The following is a 15,561-nucleotide window of genomic DNA, read 5'->3' as shown; positions in this document are numbered from 1 at the left end:
CGTCTCACTTGGCCCCCACCACGCAGCCTTCCCGCTGGGTGGTGGGGGTTTCGTCTTTCCAAAAGATTTCGGTTACATGTCGATGAGGGCCCAGCCAACCTGCGGCAAGCGTTCACCGGTAGCCATCCACGTTTCAAATGTGGCGAGGGTCTCGTCGTAACTGGCGATCATTGCCTGGTAGTGGGCATCAGGGCCGCCGTCGCGGACCTCCACCTGGTACGCCTCTATAGCGGGCCGGTAGATCGTTTGGATGAACTTGTGTTCTTTGCTGGTGTCTTCGACAACGAGGAAGTCCACGGCGTCGCTTCCATGGTCATGGTAAAAGATCATTTCCTGGGTCGTACGGCCCAGCCACTGTGGCAGTGCGCGGAGGGAAGCCCAGGCAATGTCCCATTCGTTTGTGCGGATAGACATGCCCGGAATTTCATCACCGAAGGCGAATACGAGGCCGTCAAGCTCGGAGACGACTACTAGCCCCTTTCCCGCAGTTGTCTGTGATAGGCGCTTGATGACCAAGGAGACCACATGGTCCGATACGTCCACGACGAGGCAGCGTTCGCCGCGAAGCCCAGTCCTGTCGGGGTAGAGGAGACCGTCGTCGATGAGGTCGCGGTTATCCTGCAGGATCTGGTTGTGTAGCTGCACCAGGTATTCATCTGATACCTGTGGTCCGTCGGTGGCAGCGACCACGGCCTCGATCAGCTCTTGGTCGGGCATGGTCAGGGGTGCGTCAGGTTTGTGGATGATCAGGTCTGTGTTTCCCATGTTTCTTTCGTTTCGGCGTGGCTTTCCGTGTCTTTTATTCAATACACTTGTCAGGTTACTGTTCTGTGCTCAAAGGTGAAGCTATGAGTAACCTGAAAAACCAAAGCGCGGCCGTAGTGATGGAAGGTGCATCAGCCCGCATTGTGGACTGTGCCACTTTCAGCTTGCCGCGAGGATCGATGACAGCACTAGTCGGGCCATCGGGCTCAGGCAAAACCACGTTGATGCGCATGATCGTGGGAACCCAGGCCAATGTCCAGGGTGAGGTGCGGGTACTTGGGCTGCCCGCAGGCCATCCCGATTTGCGGACGCGGGTGACGTACGCGACCCAAGCTGCGAGTATTTTCGACGATCTCACTGTCCGAGAGGATCTTGACTACGTGCGCAGCATCTATGGCTTGCCGGTGGGGCGGTGCAAGGAGATCGTCGACAAGCTTGATTTGCAGAACCACGTCGGTAGCATCTGCGGAAATCTGAGTGGTGGACAGCGCAGCCGGGTGAGTCTTGCGATGGCGCTACTACCGTATCCGGAGCTCTTGATCCTAGACGAGCCGACTGTCGGCCTTGACCCGTTGCTGCGGCGCCAACTGTGGAATCTCTTCCATGATCTGGCGGAAGAGGGCACAACACTCATTATCTCCAGCCATATTCTCGACGAAGCTGAGCACTGCGACCAGGTGCTTTTCGTGCGAGATGGGGATGTCATGCGCACGACCCGCGACAGCATCGTGGCGCAGACGGGAACCGCGAACCCTCGTGCTTGTGTTTGTGGTCCCGGCGTTATTGATGGCTTTGTTGTATTGGATACTCATTGATACTCCGTTGTTCGGACGCATCGCTCACGCGATTTTCGCGCTGTTTCCATTCTTGGTGATGTTCATGGTTGCGTCGATTACAACGCTGCGAGAGCGGCGTTCCGGGACGCTCGAGCGAACGCTCACCATGCCAGTGTCACGTGGCGCATTCATTGCAGGTTACGCGTTGGCGTTTAGCCTGCTCTCGCTCGTGCAAACCTTGATCACTGTTGGTGTGTGCGTAGCATGGCTCGGCGTAGAGGTAGATGGGTCTCTCGGCACTTTCTTTGGCATCGCGCTTCTCGACGCCTTGGTGGGCACCGCCGCAGGCCTCACCTCCTCCGCATTTGCGCGCACGGAATTCCAGATCGTGCAGTTCGTTCCGGCGGTGGTGGTTCCACAGTTCCTCCTGTGTGGGCTTCTCGTGCCACGGGCGGACATGCCACGTGTACTCGAATTGATTTCGGCAGCCATGCCGGTGAGTTATGCCGTCGACGCCATGCAAACCCTGGGAGGCATGCCTGCACAAGTCATATCATCGATCATGGGCTGTGGCTCGGGGTTACCCATGGCGGCCAGAATATCCGGAAAACGCACCGGACATTCGGTGGTGAAGTCCACGACAGGCTCGTACCGCACCCGTTTATCTGCTGGTAAGGAGGGTGACTGCGCTCGGATCGTTGCTTCCGTGTCCTCGTTTCGCATGGCCACCTCGTAGATGTGCCGCATCGTGTCTACATCACCGGTGAGTGAGATCACTCCAGGCTCATGCTTTACGTCGACTGTGTTGGGGGCGACCCAGGCAGCGTCGATAAGCATGCGGGCAACATCCTTCGGACCTGTAGCTGCCACGAGTGTGGGAGGCAGAAAATCCTCAAACACGAAGACATTTCCCACGCCCCCGATTTCTGAGAAGTGGAGAGTCTCGCCCGTGAACCGGCACCGCGCGGAGGCAAACAAGCGGATGAAATGCAGGTAGTCATCGCAGTCGGTGGATAGGAGTAAGCCGAGGGTGCCCCAGGAATACCCAGTATTGTGGATGAGCCTATGGACGGCCATGAAAGCATCCATGGCCAGCCCATCAAGCGGATTCAGATCCTCGGGCCACGCATTATCCTCGGCCTGATCAAACTGGTCCTCGAAACGATCCAGCAGATCTCGTGCCTCCTGCGGAAGAGAGAACTGACCCGTCGCTTCGTCGTACTCGAGATGGTTGATCACGGCCCGTACGTCAGGCCACCGCGCGGCGCACGGGCGGATGAAACCTTGGAGCAACACTTTGACAGTGGCTAGCGCTCCAAGGACCTCGGCCGTAGCGGAACCTGCACGGTCCAGGGCCTCGTCGTAATGCATTGATGTCGCCCTGGCTGCTACCCGACGAGCCCGCCGTCCACCATCACCTGGCGCAGTACCTCTGCGGAGTGCTGGAATTGCTTGGACTCTGTCTCGTCGAGCGTGAGTTCGACGACATCGCGGATGCCGTTGCGATTGATCACAGCCGGGGTGCCAATGTAGATGTCCTCGAGGCCGTACTGGCCTTCCAGCAGAGCACTGACCGGCAGCACCACGTCCTCATTACGCAGGACAGCACGGGTGATGCGGGCAAGGCCACCACCGATACCGTAGGACGTTGACCCCTTGGCCTGGATGATCTTGTAGGCAGCGTCCCGGGTTTCCTCAAAAATGGTGGTCATGTCGGAGGAAGCTTCCGGGTTGTGTTCCGCGGCCTTCTTGAGTTTCTCCGGCAGAGGGACGCCGGCGACGCTGCCGGTGGATACGACGGGCAGCTCCGTATCGCCGTGCTCGCCGATGACGTAGGCGTGGACGGAGGTGGAGCTCATGTCGAAGTACTCGCCGAGTGAGTGGCGGTAGCGTGCCGTGTCCAGAATGGTGCCGGAACCGATCACGCGGGACGACGGCAGCCCGGAGAACTTCCAGGTGGCGTAGGACAGCACATCCACCGGGTTGGTGGCCACGAGGAAGATGCCGTTGAAGCCGTGGGCCATGACCTCGTCCACAATGCTCTTGAAGATCTTCAGGTTACGGGCCACCAAGTCCAGGCGCGTTTCGCCTGGGCGCTGAGCAACACCAGCGCAGTTGACCACCATTGCGGCATCGCGGCAGTCCTCGTATGTGCCCACGGTGACGCGGGTGTTGTGGCCAGACCATGGCACCGAGTGGTTGAGGTCCTCCACGTGGCCCCACGTCTTTTCCTCATTGATGTCAATGATGGCCAGGTGATCGCACAATCCCTGGTTCACCAGGGCGTAGGCGTAGGCAACGCCGACGTCACCGGCGCCGATGAGCACGATCTTGTTGCCGGGGGTGGGTTTGCTCGTCGTGGTTGTCATGGCGGAGGTCTGTCCTTTCAAGTGTGGCTTTGGTTGAGGTCGAATGCGGTCGCGCCACTGGTATTGCCCGTAACGGCCTTGCTTTCGACGGTAGTCCAGTTGCGCAGATCGTGCTTAGCAAAAGTCCCTGGACTGCGCATTCGAACGGTTATCCACAGGCTGTCGCGCACAACGAGGAGGGCGTGTCGCCCCTAGACGATAGATGTGGGTTCGTACCTTTCAACAACACACCACAAGGGGGAAATCATGGGTACAGGAACAATCGGCACTTACGGCAACATCGACAAAATCAAAGAGCGCGTACAGAAATTACTCAACCAAGCCGCTGATCAGGAGGGCACTGCGGAAGGTGCCGCCTTTTACCGCAAAGCCTTTGACTTAATGGCCACGTACGGTTTTGAGGAGCGTGATCTGGATAGCCCCGGTGCGGACGATGAGGTGATTACGCGCGAGTTCCGCTTCGCTGGCTCTTACACTGACATGCAGTCGCAGTTACTCAGTTACCTCGTTGCCGCACTTCACTGCGTGGCATTTAGACACGGCAAGCGTAACTCCACCAAGGTGGAATCAACCATGGTCTTCGGTGTGCGCAGACATGTTGAGCGCGTGGAATTACTCTTCGCCATCCTCAACCCCCAGATGGCTGCGGGCGCGCGCCGGGTGAAAGGGGATCGCATGCGCGGGGTGTCCACGGTGGTGGCGCGCCGTTCGTACATGCACGGGTTTGCCGTCACCATCTATGAGCGCCTGAGCGGTGCCGAAACCAATGTCGCCTCTGGGCAAGAAAGATATGCGCTCGCGCTTATCGACGATGTAGGGAAGGCCGAATCCGCTCGCGACGAATTCATCCGTGCGCAGGGGATGTACCTGGTGTCGTCGAAAACTAAACGACGCACAGATGCGACCTCGTACTGGCAAGGAATGAGCGATGGGGAACAAAGCGACCTCGGCCAAACGCGCGTAAGAGCCCGGCCGGCGCTGCCGTGTTAGGCGGCGTCTAACGGGAGGAACGAATGGTCAGGGCCAGTCCGGCACCAATGATGCAGGCTACGGCGCACGCCTGGTACAGCCCTGGGTAGCCACCGAGGTACTTCAAACCTGCGGCGGCGAATCCGCCGGCGACCATGTTCGCAGTGCCTTGAGCCAAGGTCATGATGGACACGTCCCGGGCGCGGCTGATCTTTGAGGGGAGAGACTCATTGATCATGGCTTGTTCCACGGCTGAGAACATGCCCCACGCCACACCAAGGAACACCGCGGCGACAACCACGAAGGCGACGGCGTCCACGAAGGTCATGATCACGGTGGCTGCTGCCATGGTTAGTGCGGCCAGGATGAGGAAGATGCGGCGTCGCTCTAGCTTGTCCGACAAGGTGCCGGACACTGCGGCGGTGACCATTGTGACTACGGCGAACACAACGGTGAGGATGAGTACCCAGGTATCCGGATCACCGACACCGATGTAGTCACGCAAGTAGTAGAGGAGGTAGAACAGCGCGGTGTACTGGGTGGCGTGCATGACAAAGCGCGCTAGGAACACAGTCCAGTAGTTGCGGTAGACCGACAGTGGGAGCTTTTCTGCCTCACTATCGCCACCGAGGACGATGGCGCCGAACTCTGCTTGTTCATCCACGGTGGATTGGTTCACCACTGGGTCTATCGCGCCACGGCCGAAACCAAGCTGGATGACTAAGCCCAACGCCAGGCCCGCAATGATGATGTAAGCCCAGTTCAGTGGGAGGAGGCTCGCAATCGCGGTGCCACCCACGAGCCCAAGGACGTACGTGACACCGAGGACGCCGGAGATCGCCCCGAAGCGTTTCTGAGGGACAACGTCGGCGGTGATGGTGAACAGGTTGTTCGTCATAAACGCGACGAAGCATTGGATGAGACACCACAGCACTACGAGTGACCAGTAAGGAGGTGTGAAGGACAGTGCCAACATGCCCAGCGATGCCAGCGGGAGCGCCAGCATGATCCACGGGAAGCGCTTACCCCAGCGCCGTGCCCACGCCGAATGGTTGGACAGGTGTGAGCGGTCAGCGATCAACCCCACCAGCAGACTCGTGATCACGGCGGTGGCGCCACCGCACATCATGAGCAGCGCCAGAGCATTCTCGTAGCTCTCTGGCCGCACCGCGATCATCTGGTTGGCCAGTAGGAGCTGCGATGGCCCGGCCCAGACGAGGCAGGTGCCAAAGTAAGCCAGCGCGAACTTCCAGAAGAACGCGCGCGGGTGACGCTCCGCGATCGTCGTGCCGGCGGATGTGTCAGCCGGTGCTGGGCTGAGGTGCTGTGCGTGCGTCACTTCAGGCCCCTGCCGGGTGTGCTGATGCGGGCATTCTTCGCGGTGGGTTCGCGGTACTGCTCATCGATGGCGGTGGTCAGTGCGCCAGCGCGGTTGATATCGCGCAACATGTAGGCCGCAGGTTTGGGGTGGCGGCCAAGCTCATTATCGAGCGCCACCACACCGAAGTGTTGTGCCATGCCCTCAGACCACTCCCAATTGTCCACGAAGCACCAGTGGTAGTAGCGCTGGACCGGGACCGCCTCCTGCGGGGTACCGTCGGGAGCGGGCATGCCCGCATTGAGGCGGGCGAGCTCCTCCAGGTGGTCGTAGACAAAGCCGCACCGGAAGGACTCGGTGTTGTCAGCGGTGCCGTTCTCTGTGATCCAGATGGGCAGGCCGTATTCCTTGGCTAGTGGGGCGGAAACTTCCACGATGCCGCGTGGGTAGATCTCCCACCCGAGGTCATTGGTGGGACGGCCAGGGAAGGTGGCGTCATTAAAACCTTTGACAGCGGTGCGGGAGTAGTAGTTAATCGCAATCGCATCCGCGTAGTAGGTTTTAGAGCCCGCACCGTTGCCAAAGCCGCGGGGCAGGGACTCTGGCCGGCCGAGGACGGGATCGAATTTCCCGTGGTAGAAGGCCTTTTCCATAGCGCCTTGGAAGAGGTATTCCACCAGCGGTGTCAGCGCGCGGTGGATCGGGTTGGCGGGGTTCATCGGGTCGAAGACGCGCTTGTGGTGGGCGAAGGTGACCTTGATCTCCCGGTCGGGGGAATCCAGGCGGGCGTGGATGTGCTCGTAGGCAAGTAGGTGGGCCGCAGCCATGTTCTGCAGGACCTTACGCACGGGTAGGTAACCGCCCTTACCGGGTGGCTGGGAGCCGAAGAGGAAAGCTTCGGAGGCGTAGACGTTGGGTTCGTTGATGGTGATCCAGTCGTCGATGAAGTCCCCGAGGTGGTCGAGCACAACGTCCACGAAACCGAGAAACGCTGGGACGATCTCCGGGTTTGTCCACCCGCCGCGGTGCTCTAGCCACAGGGGTTGGCCGAAGTGATGCAGGGTCACCAGCGGTTCGATGCCCTTGGCCTTCAAGTCGCGGTACTCCTCGGCGTAGCGCTCCAGCGCGGCGGTGTCGTACTGGCCGGGTGCTGGTTCGATGCGGGACCACTCCACACCCACGCGGGCAATGGGGAACTCCAGTTCCGCCATGAGTTGGTTATCCTCCCGCCATTTCAGCCAGTGGCCCGTGGTCGGTTCAAGCGTTGTGCCGTCGGCGATGTTGCCGCCATCGGCCCATTCTGACCAGTTGCTGGGGCAGGGGGAGCCCTCAATCTGCAGGCCAGCAGACGCGGTGCCGATGCGCATTCCGTTCAAGGGGATATCGGTGATGTTTTTGGACATGAAAGAAACCCTAAAGGTCATCGAGGAGTCCATGTTGCGGTTTGCGCATCTTTGCTTATCGACGTCCCCCCGCCACCTATTTTTTGGGGGCAAAGCAGTGGGGCTGTGGGGCGTCGATAAGCGATTTGTGCTTGAACTGCGCTGACCTGTATGGTTGACCGACGGACCTGCGCGCATGGCACGTAGTGTGCATTTCGTGCGCGTCAGAGCCGTAAGAACGTAAGAATCCAACTTTGTTGCAGGCCCCCCGCCTCAATGCGGACCGTATGGAGGGTGGCGGCGAGCACCTGGCGCTACTAAGCGCTGGGGAGCGCCCCAACTGCTCGTGAACACGCTGTGTGCGAGCAAAAGTAGCCCCCGACACATCACACGGAAAACGCAGTCAGCCGCTACGTGCGGCGGACATATGGGTGGAGAGGAACCGCAACGAGAAAGGTAAACGGTCAACTATGACCATGACAGATCCCATTGCGGACATGCTGTCTCGCGTGCGCAACGCAAACAACGCGCACCACGAGTCCGTGTCCATGCCCTCCTCGAAGTTGAAGGTCAACATCGCGGAGATCCTCAAGCAGGAGGGCTACATCGCTGACTACAAGGTTGAGGACGCAAAGGTGGGCAAGACCCTCTCCCTCGACCTGAAGTACGGCCCGTCCCGTCAGTCTTCCATCGCTGGTCTGCGCCGCGTGTCCAAGCCGGGCCTGCGTGTGTACGCCAAGTCGACTGACCTGCCGCAGGTTCTCGGCGGCCTGGGTGTGGCAATCATTTCCACGTCCCAGGGTCTGCTCACGGACCGCCAGGCCCAAGAGAAGGGTGTAGGTGGGGAAGTCCTCGCCTACGTCTGGTAAGGGAGGAGTAGTACATGTCTCGCGTAGGAAACGCACCCATCGCTATCCCCAACGGTGTAGAAACCAAGATCGATGGCCAGCTCGTTGAGGTGAAGGGCCCGAAGGGCACACTCTCCGTTGACGTGCCGGAGCCGATCACCGCTGCCGTTGAGGACAACCAGATTGTGGTCACCCGTCCGGATGACCACCGTGACAACCGCTCCCTGCACGGTCTGACCCGCTCTCTCATCAACAACTGCGTTGTTGGTGTGACCGAGGGTTACAAGATCAACATGGAGATCTTCGGTGTTGGTTACCGTGTTCAGCTCAAGGGCAAGGACCTTGAGTTCTCCCTCGGCTACTCCCACCCGATCCTCATTGAGGCTCCGGAGGGCGTCACGTTCGCCGTTGACGGCAACACGAAGCTGTCCATCGAAGGCATCAACAAGCAGCAGGTTGGCCAGATTGCTGCGAACATCCGTCGCCTCCGCAAGGATGACCCGTACAAGGGTAAGGGCATCCGTTACGCGGGCGAGCAGGTTCGCCGCAAGGTCGGAAAGACGGGTAAGTAAACAATGAGCACTGAAGCAAAGCAGAAGCGCACCCCGGTCGGCCGGGACATTGCCACCCGCCGCCGCGAAGCACGCGTCCGCCGCCACAACCGCATCCGCAAGACGCTGCGTGGCACCCCGGAGACCCCGCGTCTCGTTGTCCACCGCAGCTCCCGCCACGTGCACGTGCAGGTCATCGATGACCTGGCAGGCCACACCCTGGTCTCTGCTTCCTCCATGGAAGATGCCGTGCGCACCCTCGAGGGCGACAAGAAGGCCAAGGCAGCCAAGGTTGGTGAGCTCATCGCTGAGCGCGCCAAGGCTGCCGGCATCGAAGAGATCGTCTTCGACCGCGGCGGATACAAGTACCACGGCCGCGTCGCCGCTCTGGCTGACGCCGCACGTGAAGGTGGTCTGAAGTTCTAATGACCATCGCAGCTAAGTACGTAAACATCAACGGAAGGATCGCGTAATGGCCGAGCGTGAACGGCGTGACGGCGGAGCATCCGCCGAAGACCAGAACAACAACAGCACCGAGCAGCGTGGCGAGCGCGGTGGCCGCAACGAGCGTGGTGGCCGCAACGACCGTAACGAGCGTGGTGGCCGCGGCCGCCGCGACGACCGCCGTGGCGGTGCACAGGACGAGCGCGATAAGTACATCGAGCGCGTCGTCACCATCAACCGTGTTGCCAAGACCGTTAAGGGTGGCCGCAACATGTCCTTCACCGCACTCGTTGTGGTTGGCGACGGCCAGGGCATGGTCGGTGTCGGCTACGGCAAGGCAAAGGAAGTCCCGGCCGCAATTCAGAAGGGTGCAGAGGAAGCTCGTAAGAACTTCTTCCGCGTCCCAATGATCGGTGGCACCATCCCTCACCCGGTTCAGGGCGAAGCTGCAGCGGGCATTGTTATGCTCCGCCCGGCTGCTCCTGGTACCGGTGTGATCGCCGGTGGCGCAGTCCGTCCGGTGCTTGAGTGCGCTGGTGTCCAGGACATCCTGGCCAAGTCCCTCGGTTCCGACAACGCCCTCAACGTGGTTCAGGCCACCGTTGCTGGCCTGAAGGAGCTCGTCCGCCCGGAGGAAGTTGCCGCTCGTCGTGGCAAGTCCGTCGAGGAAGTCGCACCGGCTCGTATGCTGCGCGCACGCGCAGGACAGGAGGCATAAGCACAATGGCTCTGAAGATTACGCTGCACCACGGGAAGGTCGGCCAGAAGCCGGTCACCCGCAAGAACCTGGAGGCTCTGGGCCTGCGCAAGATCGGCCAGTCCGTGATCAAGCAGGACAACGACGCAACGCGCGGCCAGATCCTCAAGGTGGCCCACTTGGTCACCGTCGAAGAAGTAGCAGGGGAGTAGATAAACCATGGCTGAAGTAATCAAGCTCCATGATCTGCGCCCGGCTGAGGGCGCTAACAAGGCCAAGACCCGCGTCGGCCGCGGTGAGGCTTCCAAGGGTAAGACCGCTGGCCGCGGTACGAAGGGCACCAAGGCTCGTAAGCAGGTTTCCGCTGCTTTCGAGGGTGGCCAGATGCCGCTGCACATGCGTCTGCCGAAGCTCAAGGGCTTCAAGAACCCGAACAAGATCGTCTACCAGGTGGTCAACGTTTCCGACCTGGCAAAGGCGTTCCCGAAGGGTGGCACCGTCGCCGTTGCAGACCTCGTCGCTGCTGGTCTTGTGCGCAAGAACCAGCCGGTGAAGGTCCTGGGCGACGGCGAGATCAGCGTCAAGCTGGACGTGACCGCCGAGAAGTTCTCCAAGTCTGCGGTGGAGAAGATCACCGCTGCTGGTGGTTCCACCACGGAGGCAACTGTGAAGGCTGGCGAGGAGAAGTAGTTTCTCACTCCTAGTTTTCTCCCCGCATGAGAGGGCATCAGCTCATCTCATGCGGGGATTTTTGCATTCAAGCGCAAGTTTGCTTTTCGACGCCCACCGGGACGCACCCTTACCTGCCACCGGAATCAATGTTTTTGACGCACACCTGCTAGGGTAGACAAGTCAATTACGTTATCTACTGTCCGCTATCGCCGTGGGGCTCAAGTCACGCGGGATAAGCCAGGAGGCCACGTGTCCACCATTGTCCAGGCGTTCAAGGATGTTGATCTTCGCAAGAAGATCTTGATCACGCTAGCCCTGATCATCCTCTACCGCATTGGCGCGCAAATCCCGACGCCGGGAGTTGATTACGGCATTATCGCCGAGCGTCTCCGCGCCCTCGCTGCCGGTGATCAAGGCAACATCTTCTCGGTGATCAGCCTGTTCTCCGGCGGTGCGCTACTGCAGTTGTCGGTGTTTGCTATCGGCATCATGCCGTACATCACCGCATCCATTATCACGCAGCTGCTCACCGTGGTGATTCCGCGGTTTGAGGAGCTGAAGAAGGAAGGCCAGGCTGGCCAGGCCAAGATGATGCAGTACACGCGCTACCTCACGGTGGCGCTTGCTCTGCTGCAGTCCGCGGGCATCGTGGCTCTGGCGGACCGTGAGCAGCTGCTCGGCCAAGGTGTGCCCGTCCTGGTTGAGGACCGTACGGTGTGGACACTGGCCATGATGGTCATTGTGATGACCTCCGGCGCCGTTCTGATCATGTGGCTCGGTGAGATCATCACGGAGAAGGGCGTGGGCAATGGTATGTCCCTGCTCATCTTCGCCGGTATTGCTACCCGCCTACCTACCGATGGTGCGAACATTCTCCGCCAGTCCGGTCCATTGATCTTCGCAGTGGTGGTCGCTGCCGTGATCTTCCTTGTCGTGGGCATCGTGTTCATCGAGCAGGGGCAGCGCCGCATCCCAGTCCAATACGCCAAGCGTATGGTTGGTCGCCGCCAGTACGGTGGTACCTCTACCTACCTGCCGCTGAAGGTGAACCAGGCAGGCGTGATCCCGGTGATCTTCGCGTCCTCCCTCATGTACGTTCCGGTTCTGATCACTCAGATTGTGAACTCCAATAAGCCGACCCCTCCGGATAACTGGTGGATGTCCACCGTCATGGCGTGGCTGCAGAACCCGGCTTCCTGGCAGTACATTTTGACCTACTTCGCGCTGATCATCTTCTTCTCTTACTTCTACGTGTCCATTCAGTACGACCCGTACGAGCAAGCAGACAACATGAAGAAGTACGGCGGCTTCATCCCCGGTATTCGTCCGGGCCGTCCGACTGCGCAGTACCTCGCGTTTGTGATGAACCGTTTGCTGTTCGTCGGTGCAATCTACCTCGGCCTGATTGCCATCCTGCCGAACATCGCCCTTGATATGGGCCTTGGTGGCGCCGGCGGTGGCGGCATGTCCGCGTTCGGTGGTACGGCTATTCTGATTATGGTGTCCGTGGCCCTGACCACGGTGAAGCAAATTGAATCCCAACTCCTGCAATCCAACTACGAAGGACTGTTGAAATAATGCGACTTGTACTCCTCGGCCCTCCCGGTGCCGGTAAGGGCACCCAGGCAGCGATCATTTCGGAGAAGCTCGGTATCCCGCACATCTCCACCGGTGACCTGTTCCGCGCCAATATTGGTGAGGGAACCCCGCTGGGTGTAGAGGCGAAGGAGTACATCGACGCCGGCAAACTCGTTCCCACATCGGTGACTGCTCGCATGGTGGAAGAGCGCCTGGCTGAAGCCGATGCCCAGAATGGTTGGCTTCTGGACGGTTTCCCGCGCACCGTTGAGCAGGCTGAGATCCTAGAGAAGCTGCTGAACTCCCAGGGGCAGAAGCTCGATGGCGTGATCAACTTCCAGGTCGACGAGGACACGGTGGTGGGCCGCATGCTGGCCCGTGGTCGCGCGGATGACAATGAGGACACCATCCGCACCCGCCTGCAGGTCTACCGTGATGAGACTGCTCCGCTGATTGACCACTACGGCGACGCCCTGATCAACATTGATGCTGACGGTGACGTTGAGCAGGTTAACGCCCGCACGATGGAGAAACTGGGTAAGTAGCTTGCCGAAGAGATGAGCGCTGGCCACAATTAGGCCAGCGCTTCTCTTTTTGAAGGAAGGGACCACACAATGCTGTTCGGACGTAAGAAGACTATCGCTGCGAAGACACCGGGCGAGCTCGATGCCATGGAAGCCGCCGGCCGGATCGTCGGTCACGCCCTCACGGCCGTACGCGAAGCTGCCGCCCCAGGTGTGACCACCCAGGAGTTGGATGCGATTGCCGAACAAGTGATCCGTGACCACGGTGCGATTCCAACGTTCAAGGGCTACCAGGGTTTCCCCGGTTCTGTCTGTGCCTCAGTCAATGAGGTTGTTGTTCACGGTATTCCCTCCGCCGATACGGTGCTCAAGGAAGGCGATCTTGTCTCCATCGACTGTGGTGCGACCCTAGACGGTTGGGTTGGGGATTCGGCGTGGAGTTTTGGGGTGGGGGAGGTGGCGGAGGACGTCGATAAGCTCAATCGCGCAACACGCGCTGTGCTTCTTGGCGGGCTCCAGGCGATGATCCCGGGCAATAGGCTTACCGACGTCTCCCATGCCCTCGAACGCGCCACCCGCGAAGCCGAAGTGACCTTTGGTGTGAAGCTGGGCATTCTGGCGGGCTACGGTGGCCACGGCATTGGTCGGACCATGCACCAAGATCCTTACTTGGAAAACGAGGGCCGCCCAGGCCGCGGACCACACATTCAAGCTGGTTCTGTGCTCGCCATTGAGCCGATGCTCATTCTGGGCGGGGAAACTGATTCTTACGTGCTGGAAGACGACTGGACTGTGGTCACAGCAGACGGCTCGCCCGCAGCCCACTGGGAACACACCGTCGCCGCAACAGACGACGGTCCGCGCATTCTCACCCCGCGCAGCGCATAACGCGCCGTTCCTGTATTTGGCGCTTTGACAGTTATACTTTCCGCATGCACGAAAATAACCTGCTCCTGAAGAAAGCGCGCCGATTCGGCTCCCTCGTCGCTGCGGCCGGCCTGGCCATCGGCCTCCTTGCCACACCCGTGACAGCCGAAGCACAGTCCCTTTCCTCGAACGTGAGCAGCTCCAGCCCGTTCCTCCAGCAGGCGGAGCGTAGCCTCCAGGCTGCCTCGATGACCATGAACAACAACGCACGCAACGCCGTGTGGGATGTGCGTAACGCGCTGCGCGCGCAGGCTACCGCACTGGCAGGCGGCAACAAGGCGCAGGAGCAGCAGTTCCACGCCGACATTGACCGCCTCGTTGAGGGCATAGCTCCCGGTCTGATTGCTGAGCGCACTCCACGCCCGGCGCCTGCACCGGCTCCAGCGCCCGCACCGGCTCCAGCGCCCGCACCGAACCAGCCCGCTGGCTGCGCTCCGTCCGCCCGAGCTTGCGTGGATATTGCCAACCAGCGCACCTGGCTCCAGGACAACGGCAAGATCACCTACGGGCCAGTCCGCATGGCCTCCGGCAAGCCGGGGCAGGACACCCCGAAGGGCTTCCACCACGTCAACCGCAAGGTGCGCGATGAGATTTCCTACGAATTCGACAACGCCCCCATGCCGTTTGCTACCTACTTCACGTACAACGGCATCGCGTTCCACCAAGGCGATCCGTCGATCAAGTCTGCTGGCTGCATCCGCATGTACAGGGGTGATGCTCAGCACTACTTCAACACTCTGCGCATCGGTGACCAGGTTCACGTGTTCTAGTTTCCGCTAGGTGTGAGGGCCCGTCGGGCGACCAACAATGCAGGTCGTCCACGGGCCTTTGGTTTTGCTTTACCGCAGGTAGATGGCTATAGTTGTCAAACGGTGTGTAGCTTTGTGCTGCATGCTCCAAGCAGTTGACTCAAATACGTTAGGTACCAGCGGTTTCACCGCATCAAACATGGTGCCGGGAAAGCGGAGTGTATGGCTAAAGAAGGCGCAATCGAGGTTGAGGGCCGCATTGTCGAGCCCTTGAAGAACGCAATGTTCCGTGTCGAGCTGGACAACGGGCACGAAGTTCTCGCTCACATCAGTGGCAAGATGCGCCAGCACTACATCCGCATTCTCCCTGAAGACCGGGTTGTCGTGGAGCTTTCCCCATACGACCTGGAACGCGGACGTATCGTCTACCGCTACAAGTAAACCTTTAAGCCTCCTTATTCACGGCATACCCCAAGGTGGGTGTGTCTTCTCACCTCCGGCTGCGGTGGCTGGAGCCGCGTGAATCACGACCCAATAGTCCGGTATGGTCCGGACACAAGCGTCGCGTGGCGCGGACGAGTAGGGAGAAAACCACCGAAACAACCTGAAAGGTACGTACCACATGGCACGTCTTGCTGGTGTTGACCTGCCGCGCAACAAGCGCATGGAGGTCGCACTTACCTACATTTACGGAATCGGCCCAGCCCGTTCCAAGGAATTGTTGGAGAAGACTGGTATTTCTCCCGACCTGCGCACTGACAACCTGACCGATGATCAGGTTGCTGCTCTTCGTGATGTCATCGAGAGCTCCTGGAAGGTAGAGGGTGACCTCCGCCGCGAAGTTCAGGCTGACATCCGTCGCAAGATCGAAATTGGCTCTTACCAGGGCCTGCGCCACCGTCGCGGTCTTCCCGTCCGCGGCCAGCGCACCAAGACCAATGCGCGCACCCGTAAGGGACCGAAGAAGACCATCGCAGGAAAGAAGAAGTAAT

20 protein-coding genes are annotated in these 15,561 nt (G+C 60.0%); 16 read left to right on the top strand and 4 right to left on the bottom strand.

The window, feature by feature from the left end; all coding sequences use genetic code 11:
- Positions 1–72 precede the first annotated feature (72 nt).
- A complete protein-coding gene (locus QP968_RS07705; protein ID WP_284855833.1) occupies positions 73–765 on the bottom strand; it encodes a hypothetical protein in 693 nt (230 codons plus the stop codon).
- Between the two features lie 119 nt (positions 766–884).
- Here QP968_RS07705 and QP968_RS07700 point away from each other — a divergent pair, with 119 nt between their 5' ends.
- The 3 genes from QP968_RS07700 (at position 885) to QP968_RS07690 (ending at position 2,852) form a co-directional block, all read left to right on the top strand.
- Positions 885–1,580 (top strand): ABC transporter ATP-binding protein, encoded by a 696-nt coding sequence (locus tag QP968_RS07700; protein ID WP_284855864.1) that lies wholly within the window; start codon positions 885–887, stop codon positions 1,578–1,580.
- Positions 1,552–2,277 (top strand): ABC transporter permease, encoded by a 726-nt coding sequence (locus tag QP968_RS07695; RefSeq protein ID WP_284855832.1) that lies wholly within the window; start codon positions 1,552–1,554, stop codon positions 2,275–2,277. Before QP968_RS07700 ends, QP968_RS07695 begins: the two co-directional genes overlap by 29 nt.
- Positions 2,278–2,594: 317 nt before the next feature.
- Positions 2,595–2,852, top strand: coding sequence for a hypothetical protein (locus QP968_RS07690; protein WP_284855831.1), 258 nt, complete (start codon positions 2,595–2,597; stop codon positions 2,850–2,852).
- Positions 2,853–2,929: 77 nt separating this feature from the next.
- Here the strand turns inward: QP968_RS07690 and QP968_RS07685 are convergent, their stop codons facing one another.
- Positions 2,930–3,910, bottom strand: a complete 981-nt coding sequence (locus QP968_RS07685; RefSeq protein WP_284855830.1) for an L-lactate dehydrogenase — start codon at positions 3,908–3,910, stop codon at positions 2,930–2,932.
- Between the two features lie 246 nt (positions 3,911–4,156).
- Here QP968_RS07685 and QP968_RS07680 point away from each other — a divergent pair, with 246 nt between their 5' ends.
- Positions 4,157–4,900, top strand: a complete 744-nt coding sequence (locus tag QP968_RS07680) for a DUF2786 domain-containing protein (RefSeq protein ID WP_284855829.1) — start codon at positions 4,157–4,159, stop codon at positions 4,898–4,900.
- Between the two features lie 7 nt (positions 4,901–4,907).
- Here the strand turns inward: QP968_RS07680 and QP968_RS07675 are convergent, their stop codons facing one another.
- Positions 4,908–6,218, bottom strand: a complete 1,311-nt coding sequence (locus tag QP968_RS07675; protein ID WP_284855828.1) for an MFS transporter — start codon at positions 6,216–6,218, stop codon at positions 4,908–4,910.
- On the bottom strand, positions 6,215–7,600 hold the full coding sequence (locus tag QP968_RS07670; protein WP_284855827.1) for a family 1 glycosylhydrolase: 1,386 nt from the start codon (positions 7,598–7,600) through the stop codon (positions 6,215–6,217). Before QP968_RS07670 ends, QP968_RS07675 begins: the two co-directional genes overlap by 4 nt.
- A gap of 449 nt (positions 7,601–8,049) precedes the next feature.
- Here QP968_RS07670 and rpsH point away from each other — a divergent pair, with 449 nt between their 5' ends.
- From rpsH to rpsM, 12 genes are all read left to right on the top strand, one after another.
- A complete protein-coding gene (gene rpsH, locus QP968_RS07665; RefSeq protein ID WP_284855826.1) occupies positions 8,050–8,448 on the top strand; it encodes a 30S ribosomal protein S8 in 399 nt (132 codons plus the stop codon).
- 14 nt (positions 8,449–8,462) lie between these two features.
- Positions 8,463–8,999: a 50S ribosomal protein L6 gene (rplF, locus tag QP968_RS07660; RefSeq protein ID WP_284855825.1), complete on the top strand. Its 537-nt coding sequence runs from the start codon at positions 8,463–8,465 to the stop codon at positions 8,997–8,999.
- A gap of 3 nt (positions 9,000–9,002) precedes the next feature.
- Positions 9,003–9,404 carry a 50S ribosomal protein L18 gene (gene rplR / locus QP968_RS07655; protein ID WP_034664239.1) on the top strand — a complete coding sequence of 134 codons (402 nt, stop codon included), beginning with the start codon at positions 9,003–9,005 and terminating at the stop codon, positions 9,402–9,404.
- Positions 9,405–9,450: 46 nt separating this feature from the next.
- Positions 9,451–10,140: a 30S ribosomal protein S5 gene (gene rpsE, locus QP968_RS07650; RefSeq protein ID WP_284855824.1), complete on the top strand. Its 690-nt coding sequence runs from the start codon at positions 9,451–9,453 to the stop codon at positions 10,138–10,140.
- Positions 10,141–10,145: 5 nt separating this feature from the next.
- The gene (gene rpmD, locus QP968_RS07645) at positions 10,146–10,331 is read left to right on the top strand and encodes a 50S ribosomal protein L30 (protein WP_284855823.1); all 186 of its coding nucleotides are present in this window, start codon (positions 10,146–10,148) and stop codon (positions 10,329–10,331) included.
- Positions 10,332–10,338: 7 nt separating this feature from the next.
- Entirely contained in the window at positions 10,339–10,809 is a 471-nt protein-coding gene (gene rplO / locus QP968_RS07640; protein ID WP_284855822.1) for a 50S ribosomal protein L15, read from the top strand.
- Between the two features lie 231 nt (positions 10,810–11,040).
- The gene (gene secY, locus QP968_RS07635) at positions 11,041–12,369 is read left to right on the top strand and encodes a preprotein translocase subunit SecY (RefSeq protein ID WP_284855821.1); all 1,329 of its coding nucleotides are present in this window, start codon (positions 11,041–11,043) and stop codon (positions 12,367–12,369) included.
- Positions 12,369–12,914 carry an adenylate kinase gene (locus QP968_RS07630; RefSeq protein ID WP_284855820.1) on the top strand — a complete coding sequence of 182 codons (546 nt, stop codon included), beginning with the start codon at positions 12,369–12,371 and terminating at the stop codon, positions 12,912–12,914. The genes secY and QP968_RS07630 overlap by 1 nt, the downstream gene beginning before the upstream one ends.
- 69 nt (positions 12,915–12,983) lie before the next feature.
- Complete coding sequence (map, locus tag QP968_RS07625; protein WP_284855819.1) at positions 12,984–13,781, top strand: type I methionyl aminopeptidase; 798 nt, start codon at positions 12,984–12,986, stop codon at positions 13,779–13,781.
- A gap of 44 nt (positions 13,782–13,825) precedes the next feature.
- Positions 13,826–14,590, top strand: coding sequence for a L,D-transpeptidase (locus QP968_RS07620; RefSeq protein ID WP_284855818.1), 765 nt, complete (start codon positions 13,826–13,828; stop codon positions 14,588–14,590).
- Positions 14,591–14,791: 201 nt separating this feature from the next.
- Positions 14,792–15,010 carry a translation initiation factor IF-1 gene (gene infA / locus QP968_RS07615; RefSeq protein WP_034664224.1) on the top strand — a complete coding sequence of 73 codons (219 nt, stop codon included), beginning with the start codon at positions 14,792–14,794 and terminating at the stop codon, positions 15,008–15,010.
- 181 nt (positions 15,011–15,191) lie between these two features.
- Entirely contained in the window at positions 15,192–15,560 is a 369-nt protein-coding gene (rpsM, locus tag QP968_RS07610; protein WP_034664222.1) for a 30S ribosomal protein S13, read from the top strand.
- Position 15,561: the final 1 nt, after the last annotated feature.

Source organism: Corynebacterium sp. MSK041 (assembly GCF_030232265.1).
Classification (GTDB): Bacteria; Actinomycetota; Actinomycetes; order Mycobacteriales; family Mycobacteriaceae; genus Corynebacterium.
The sequence above is the reverse complement of the archived record's forward strand: the minus strand, read 5'-3'. Positions and strand labels throughout refer to the sequence as shown.

Bases quoted from the DNA above. Each gene is read 5' to 3' on its own strand.
- QP968_RS07705 (WP_284855833.1), bottom strand. From the start codon at position 765: ATGGGAAACACAGACCTGATCATCCACAAACCTGACGCACCCCTGACC.
- QP968_RS07700 (WP_284855864.1), top strand. From the start codon at position 885: ATGGAAGGTGCATCAGCCCGCATTGTGGACTGTGCCACTTTCAGCTTG.
- QP968_RS07695 (WP_284855832.1), top strand. From the start codon at position 1,552: ATGGCTTTGTTGTATTGGATACTCATTGATACTCCGTTGTTCGGACGC.
- QP968_RS07685 (WP_284855830.1), bottom strand. From the start codon at position 3,910: ATGACAACCACGACGAGCAAACCCACCCCCGGCAACAAGATCGTGCTC.
- QP968_RS07680 (WP_284855829.1), top strand. From the start codon at position 4,157: ATGGGTACAGGAACAATCGGCACTTACGGCAACATCGACAAAATCAAA.
- QP968_RS07670 (WP_284855827.1), bottom strand. From the start codon at position 7,600: ATGTCCAAAAACATCACCGATATCCCCTTGAACGGAATGCGCATCGGC.
- rpsH (WP_284855826.1), top strand. From the start codon at position 8,050: ATGACCATGACAGATCCCATTGCGGACATGCTGTCTCGCGTGCGCAAC.
- rplF (WP_284855825.1), top strand. From the start codon at position 8,463: ATGTCTCGCGTAGGAAACGCACCCATCGCTATCCCCAACGGTGTAGAA.
- rplR (WP_034664239.1), top strand. From the start codon at position 9,003: ATGAGCACTGAAGCAAAGCAGAAGCGCACCCCGGTCGGCCGGGACATT.
- rpsE (WP_284855824.1), top strand. From the start codon at position 9,451: ATGGCCGAGCGTGAACGGCGTGACGGCGGAGCATCCGCCGAAGACCAG.
- rpmD (WP_284855823.1), top strand. From the start codon at position 10,146: ATGGCTCTGAAGATTACGCTGCACCACGGGAAGGTCGGCCAGAAGCCG.
- rplO (WP_284855822.1), top strand. From the start codon at position 10,339: ATGGCTGAAGTAATCAAGCTCCATGATCTGCGCCCGGCTGAGGGCGCT.
- QP968_RS07630 (WP_284855820.1), top strand. From the start codon at position 12,369: ATGCGACTTGTACTCCTCGGCCCTCCCGGTGCCGGTAAGGGCACCCAG.
- map (WP_284855819.1), top strand. From the start codon at position 12,984: ATGCTGTTCGGACGTAAGAAGACTATCGCTGCGAAGACACCGGGCGAG.
- QP968_RS07620 (WP_284855818.1), top strand. From the start codon at position 13,826: ATGCACGAAAATAACCTGCTCCTGAAGAAAGCGCGCCGATTCGGCTCC.
- infA (WP_034664224.1), top strand. From the start codon at position 14,792: ATGGCTAAAGAAGGCGCAATCGAGGTTGAGGGCCGCATTGTCGAGCCC.
- rpsM (WP_034664222.1), top strand. From the start codon at position 15,192: ATGGCACGTCTTGCTGGTGTTGACCTGCCGCGCAACAAGCGCATGGAG.